Consider the following 6,205-nt stretch of genomic DNA (forward strand, 5'->3'; position numbering starts at 1 on the left):
CTCGCAAGGCGGCCGAGGAGACGACCGAGCAGGCGGTGCGGGCGGCGGAGGAAGCCGATGAGGCAGCTGACGCCGCGTTGACCGAGCGCGATGAAGCCAGGGAGGCGGCGCGGGCCGCCGGTGAGCGGGCTGAGGCGGAGATCGCCGAGGTCAGGGTGCAGGCGGCTGCCGTGATCGAGGAGATCAGGGCCGAGGCGGACGAGAAGGTGCGGCAGGCTCTGGAGGCGGCGGAGCAGGCGCGGGCTGACGCGGTGAAGCACGCTGAGCAGGCACGGCGGCAGGCGGCCAAGGAGATCGAGCAGGTCCGCGCCGAAGCGCGGACGGTGGTCGAGCAGGCGCGAGCGGAGGCCCAGGCGGAGATCGCGCAGGCTCGGGCCGAGACGGCGGCCGCCGTCCATGCCGCTGAGCAGGCCCGCGGTGATGCCGCTGCCCAGATCGAGAAGGTGCGTGAGGAGGCCGCCGAGACCGTTAGCCGTGCCGCCAAGGCTCGTGACCTGGCCGTCGTGCGCGCGGAACGGGCCGAGCAGACCGCCGCGGACGCCCGTGCGGAGCTGGAGCGGTCGCGTGGCGAGTTCGACTCCCGGCTCGCGCAGCTCCGGCAGGAGAGCGCCGAGCAGGTGGCGGCGGTGCGGCAGACCCTCGCGGTCGTCGAGGACGCGCGAACGCAGACGTTGACCCGTGCGGAACGTGCCGAGCGGCAGCTCGACGAGGCTGCGGCGGAGCTGCGTGCGTTGCGGGCGGGGGCGCCGAAGTAGGCTGATCGCGATGGACGAGCTGAAGGGCGACTGCGCCAACTGTTTCGGGTTGTGCTGCGTCGCGCTGCCGTTCGCGAAGTCGGCGGATTTCGCGGCCACCAAAGACGCGGGCACGCCGTGCCGCAACCTGCTGGCCGATCACCGGTGCGGCATCCACGACCAGTTGCGGCAGAAGGGTTATGCCGGCTGCACGGTCTACGACTGCTTCGGCGCGGGTCAGCGGGTGTCGCAGACGGTGTTCGGGGGCACCGACTGGCGCACCGGTGAGCGGCAGAAGATGTTCGCGGTGTTCCCCGTGGTCCGGCAGCTGCACGAACTGCTCTGGTACCTGGCCGAAGCGCGGCGGCTCGACCCGCACGACGACCTCGTCACGGCCTACGCCGAGGTCGAGCGGCACACCACCGCCGACCCGGACGACATCCTGCGGCTCGACGTCGCGGAGATCCGCGCCAAGGTGAACGTTCTGCTGCTGCGCACCAGCGAACGGCTGCGGACCAGCGCGAAGTCGTACCGGGGCGCGGATCTGATCGGTGCGCGCCTGCGGAACAAGAACCTCAGCAGCGCCGACTTCCGCGGCGCCTACCTGATCGGCGCGGACCTCACGAACGCCGACCTGTCGCGGGCGGACATGATCGGTGCGGACCTGCGGGGCGCCGATCTTTCGGGTGCGGACCTCGGCACCTGCCTGTTCCTGACTCAGCCGCAGGTCAACGCCGCGCGCGGCAACGCGAGGACGAAGCTGCCCGAGGCGTTGACCAGGCCGTCGCACTGGAACGCGAGCACCGGCAAACGTCGCTGACGACCGGGCCCAGGAAAGTTCTTCGAAGAATTCCGGGCGGCGGTGTCGGATCGGGGCGGTGGTGTTCGTAGCAGGGGTGAGGCCGCCCGCAGGGGGCGGCGCCGAGCTGAAGGAACCCCGATCATGAAGCTGACGACCATGACCCAGATCACCCTTGATGGAGTGACGCAGGGGAACGGCGGCGCGTCGGACGAGGACCGCAGGAACGGGTTCGAGCGCGGCGGATGGGCGCTCGGGAGGGGCGACGACGAGACCCACGCGTTCATCAAGGAGACCTACCAGCGTGCCGACGCGTTCCTGCTCGGCCGACGGACCTACGAGCTGTTCGCCGAGTCGTGGGGGTCCTGGACGGAACAGGACGTCCCTGGCTGGGAGCCCGTCAGGCTGGCGTTGAACACCCAGCCCAAGTACGTGGCGTCGACCACGCTCGCGGATCCGGCGTGGTCGGTCAGCACCGTTCTGGCCGACGACCTCGCGACCGCCATCGCAGACCTGAAGGCCAAGCCGGGAGGCGAGCTGCAGGTGCACGGCAGCGGCACCCTGGTCCGGTGGCTGCTGGAGAACGACCTGGTCGACGAGATGACTCTGATCGTGATGCCGGTGATTCTCGGCCAAGGCGCGCGCCTGTACCCGGAGACCGGCCCAGATCTCGCGCTCGACCTGGTGGAGTCACGAGTCGACTCGAAGGGCGTGACGATCCAGGTCTTCCGGCCGGCCGGGCGCCCGCAGTACCCGGGAAACTGACACGCGGTGCCTGACACCACAGGAGATGATCTTCAGATGCAGTATCTGGTTTCCGTGATCGACGACAAGAGCAATCCCGGCAGCACGGACAGGCGTCCTGCCATCAGCGCGTTCAATGAACGACTGATCGCCGAGGGCTACTGGGTTTTCGCGGGCGGACTCGCGGACACCGACACGGCCACGGTCATCGACAACCGGGGCGAGCAGGCGGTGTTCAGCGACGGGCCTTTCGTGGAGTCGAAGGAGTACCTCGCCGGGATCTGGGTGTGGGAGGCCCCCGATCTGGACGTGGCGCTCAAGCTCGCCACCGAGGCGTCGAAGGTCTGCGATCGGAAGATCGAGGTGCGGCCGTTCCTGTGAGCGATGTCGAGGAGGCGATCACCCAGGCCCACCACGAGGAGTGGGCACGGGTGGTCGCCACGCTGACCAGGCGCTTCGGCGACCTCGACATCGCAGAGGAGGCGGCTGCCGAGGCGTTCGCGACCGCCGTCGAACGGTGGCCCGCTGATGGCGTACCCCCCAACCCCGGTGCCTGGCTGACCACCACCGCCACCCGCAGGGCCATCGACCGGATCCGGCGCGAGAACAAGCGCGACGACAAGCACAAGGAGGCTCAGATGGTGTACGACTCGCCTGAGCCTCCTGGCGACATCGACGACGACCGGCTCCGGCTGATCTTCACCTGCTGTCACCCGGCGCTGGCGATGGAAGCCCGGCTGGCGTTGACACTGCGCATGGTCGGCGGTCTGACCATGCCCGAGATCGCCCGCGCCTTCCTGGTGGCCGAGAGTGCCATGGGGCAGCGGATCACCCGCGCGAAAGCCAAGATCAAGGCGGCCCGCATCCCCTATCGGGTGCCGTCCGCCGAGGATCTCCCCGCGCGCGTCACCGGCGTGCTCGCCGTCCTCTTCCTCATGTTCAACGAGGGCTACCTGGCCACCGGCCCCGACACCGATCCGGTCCGTCACGACCTGACCGCCGAGGCGATCCGGCTCACTCGCCTGATCCGTGCCCTCCTGCCGGACGACGGTGAGGTGGCCGGGTTGCTGGCGCTGATGCTGCTCACCGAGGCCCGCCGCACCGCCAGGGTGTCCGCGAGCGGTGAGCTCGTCGCTCTTGATGAGCAGGATCGCGGGGCCTGGGACGCGACGCTGATCGCCGAGGGCCACCGGCTGGTGCGTGAGCGCCTGGCCGCTGCCGCCGCCGGGGTGGCTCCTGGTCGCTACCAGATCCTGGCCGCGATCAACGCCGTGCACACCTCCGCTCGCGACATCCGTGACACCGACTGGTCGCAGGTGCTCGCCCTCTACGACCAGCTCGCCCGCCTCGACCCCTCGCCGATCATCGCCCTCAACCGGGCCATCGCGGTCGCCGAACTCGACGGCCCGGAGGTGGCACTGGCGGCTGTGGACCGTCTTGAGCACAGGTTGGCCGACTATCACCCCTACCACGCCACTCGCGCCGACCTGCTGCGCCGGCTGGGCCGCAGTCAGCAGTCGCGCGCTGCGTACGACAGAGCCATTGAGCTGGCGGGCAACACCGCCGAGACGGCCTATCTGACCCGCCGCCGCGATCAACTGCGGTAGCGCCCGTGTCAGGGCGGTGTCAGCGACCGCTGCCAGAGTGCTGATCATGAAGAAGGCACTACTGATCATCGCCGCCGCGGTGCGCGCTGCTCGCGCCCGGTGTCGCGCACGCCGAGACCCCGCCGGGCTGTGCGTCCGCCCAGCAGATCGGGTCGACCGCGTACGTGAAGTTCGCCAACGGCCAGACCGCCGCGTCGGTGAAGCAGTTCGCGGGTTGCGGCAAGAACTGGGGCTACGTCTTCGTGTGGGCGGACTGGGCTGCGAAGCACGACCTGTTCCACGTCACCACCGCCGTCACGACCAACGACAACAAGGACCACGGCAAGGTGATCGGCCGGCTCGACCAGCGCGAGGTGTGGTCGAAGGCAACGGACACGATCAACCGCTGCACGCGTGCGCTCGGCGTCGTGTCGCTGGGCGAAGACGGCTGGAGCGCCTACTCGAGCAAGGTCTGCTGACCGTCACCCCGAGCTGCTCGGCGGCGGTGAGCTGGTCCGGAACGGCTGGTCGCAGTGCTCCCAGTCGCGGAAGTCCCGGTGCCGGCTCCACGCCCGCCGCGCCGTCTGGATGTTCCACTCGGGGTCGTACGCCTGCCGCTGGGTACCGCCCAGCTCCGCCAGCAGCCTGTCGGAGAGCTGGAAGACACCCCAGTTGCGGGTCCCGTTGGTGTTGGTCAGCACGTGCAGCGGGTCGAGGAAGGACTGGCAGCGGGCGATGCCGACGGCCCGGTCCGGCTCCTCGGGGAAGACCTCCCGGATGCGTCGCTCGACTTGCTCCGGGGACCACCCGGCCATGCTGACCTTCCGGTCGTAGAGCGCCCGTTTCGTGGCTTCGTCGACCACGCCACGGGGTTGCAGGTCGGCGAGCACCTGGAACGCGGTGACCCGGCGCAGTGTCGCCGGACCGAAGTCGCCGTCGATCTCGATCTTGGCTCCGGCACGGGACAGCAGCGTCTGAACCTCCCGCACGCATTCGTCGTGCTGGCCCATGCTGACCACGGGTGGGCACGCGGAGGACAACAGCATCGGGCCGTCCACCGCAGGCGGCCCGGCCTGCCTGCCGGCGCTGACGAGCAACACCGTCATCCCGCCCGCCACGAGAACGAGCGCCGTCGCACCGATCACCGCGAGCCGGCGCCGGAGGAACCGGGAGCGAGGCGGCTCCTGCGCGGGCGGGCCGGCAGCGGGTGGGGAGTCGGCGGGCGCGGGGTCGGCGGGTTCGGGTTGTCCTCGCCGCACGGCGTCCGCCAGCACCCACAGCCGGTGGAGCTCACGCAGCTCCTCCTGGGTCGCGCCGCATTCTTTGGCAAATCGCTGAATGGAACCGAAGTCGGTTGGAATTTTCGTGCCGGTGCAATAGCGGTGCAGGCTCGAGCTGCTCACGCCGGTCCGGTTGGCCAAAGATTCATAACTGCGTTCCGTGCGGTTCTTGAACATCCGCAGGAACGCGGCGAGTCTCTCCACCTCAACGGTGTGCATGCGAGTTCCCCCACCCGGTCCACCGCGCGTCCCAGGCCCGTCCCACCAGGTCCCGCGCGTTCCCACCCCAGCGCTGCGGGGTGCGTCCCACCGTCCCAGGTTACCCCGGACCCTTGCCCGCCAACGATTCTTCGCTGAAGTCTCTGCGGGGCGGTCAGCCGACCGGCAGTAGATTTTCGATCAATCAATTGAGGGTGATCTCGATGAAACTCGCTCCCGCCCTGTTCGGGCGTCAGGCGATCATCGCAGCGGTCGCAGGGGCACTCATGCTCACCGCGCCGATCGCGGTGACCGCGGAACCGGCGGCGCCGAGGCCGGACAAGTCGGCCGAGGCCAGAACGGCGTCGCAGGGCGGCCCGGCGGTGGCCGGTGTCAACTGCCGCAACGGCTACCACTGCTTGTTCTACTCCGACGTGAACTCGTCGAAGTTCGAGTACTTCGACTCCGTCGACCACTTCAACGGCAACAGGTTCTCCGGCGGCGACGGATACGGCGCCGGCCAGCCTGTCGACAACAACTCGTGGGCGGCCAGCAACTCGTCCACCGGCAACCGCGAGAGCCACTGGTACGACGGGCAGTTCCACTCGGGCTTCCTGTTCTGCGTGAACCCTGGTGCGACCGTGCACGGGCTGCCGGAGAACCTGAAGGACAAGGTCAGCTCCCTGCGCCTGAGGCCCAGGACTTCCGTGCGATGCCTGAGCAACTGAACAACGACCGGGGCGGTTCCGGCGGCGTCTCGCCGCCGGAACGGCCGCGCCGTCTGATCGCGGCCGTGGTGACCGTCGTGCTGGCGGCGCTGGTGTCCGGCTCGGCGCCGCAGGTCACGGCCACCGGGCAGACCGG

General features: G+C 69.6%; 7 protein-coding genes and 1 pseudogene. 7 read left to right on the forward strand and 1 reads right to left on the reverse strand.

All coding sequences use genetic code 11. The features are described 5' to 3' along the window. The 6 genes and pseudogenes from FXN61_RS46375 to FXN61_RS46400 form a co-directional block, all read left to right on the forward strand. A pseudogene (locus FXN61_RS46375) lies at positions 1–755 on the forward strand (hypothetical protein); the annotation flags it as partial. A 10-nt stretch (positions 756–765) separates the two neighbouring features. Continuing rightward, positions 766–1,554: a pentapeptide repeat-containing protein gene (locus FXN61_RS46380; RefSeq protein ID WP_167980181.1), complete on the forward strand. Its 789-nt coding sequence runs from the start codon at positions 766–768 to the stop codon at positions 1,552–1,554. Between the two features lie 123 nt (positions 1,555–1,677). Beyond that, the gene (locus FXN61_RS46385; protein ID WP_167980182.1) at positions 1,678–2,298 is read left to right on the forward strand and encodes a dihydrofolate reductase family protein; all 621 of its coding nucleotides are present in this window, start codon (positions 1,678–1,680) and stop codon (positions 2,296–2,298) included. A 36-nt stretch (positions 2,299–2,334) separates the two neighbouring features. Continuing rightward, positions 2,335–2,658 (forward strand): YciI family protein, encoded by a 324-nt coding sequence (locus FXN61_RS46390; protein WP_167980183.1) that lies wholly within the window; start codon positions 2,335–2,337, stop codon positions 2,656–2,658. After that, positions 2,655–3,884: an RNA polymerase sigma factor gene (locus FXN61_RS46395; RefSeq protein WP_167980184.1), complete on the forward strand. Its 1,230-nt coding sequence runs from the start codon at positions 2,655–2,657 to the stop codon at positions 3,882–3,884. Before FXN61_RS46390 ends, FXN61_RS46395 begins: the two co-directional genes overlap by 4 nt. 164 nt (positions 3,885–4,048) lie before the next feature. Next, positions 4,049–4,342, forward strand: coding sequence for a hypothetical protein (locus tag FXN61_RS46400; protein ID WP_167980185.1), 294 nt, complete (start codon positions 4,049–4,051; stop codon positions 4,340–4,342). A 3-nt stretch (positions 4,343–4,345) separates the two neighbouring features. Here FXN61_RS46400 and FXN61_RS46405 read toward each other — a convergent pair whose 3' ends face one another. Then, entirely contained in the window at positions 4,346–5,362 is a 1,017-nt protein-coding gene (locus tag FXN61_RS46405; protein ID WP_167980186.1) for a helix-turn-helix domain-containing protein, read from the reverse strand. 203 nt (positions 5,363–5,565) lie between these two features. Between FXN61_RS46405 and FXN61_RS46410 the strand changes: the two genes are divergently transcribed. Next, the gene (locus FXN61_RS46410) at positions 5,566–6,069 is read left to right on the forward strand and encodes a hypothetical protein (protein ID WP_167980187.1); all 504 of its coding nucleotides are present in this window, start codon (positions 5,566–5,568) and stop codon (positions 6,067–6,069) included. Positions 6,070–6,205 lie beyond the last annotated feature (136 nt).

This window comes from Lentzea indica (genome assembly GCF_012184385.1).
Classification (GTDB): Bacteria; Actinomycetota; Actinomycetes; order Mycobacteriales; family Pseudonocardiaceae; genus Lentzea; species Lentzea indica.

Excerpts from the sequence above, each read along its gene's own strand:
- FXN61_RS46380 (WP_167980181.1), top strand. The coding sequence starts at position 766 with ATGGACGAGCTGAAGGGCGACTGCGCCAACTGTTTCGGGTTGTGCTGC.
- FXN61_RS46385 (WP_167980182.1), top strand. The coding sequence starts at position 1,678 with ATGAAGCTGACGACCATGACCCAGATCACCCTTGATGGAGTGACGCAG.
- FXN61_RS46390 (WP_167980183.1), top strand. The coding sequence starts at position 2,335 with ATGCAGTATCTGGTTTCCGTGATCGACGACAAGAGCAATCCCGGCAGC.
- FXN61_RS46405 (WP_167980186.1), bottom strand. The coding sequence starts at position 5,362 with ATGCACACCGTTGAGGTGGAGAGACTCGCCGCGTTCCTGCGGATGTTC.
- FXN61_RS46410 (WP_167980187.1), top strand. The coding sequence starts at position 5,566 with ATGAAACTCGCTCCCGCCCTGTTCGGGCGTCAGGCGATCATCGCAGCG.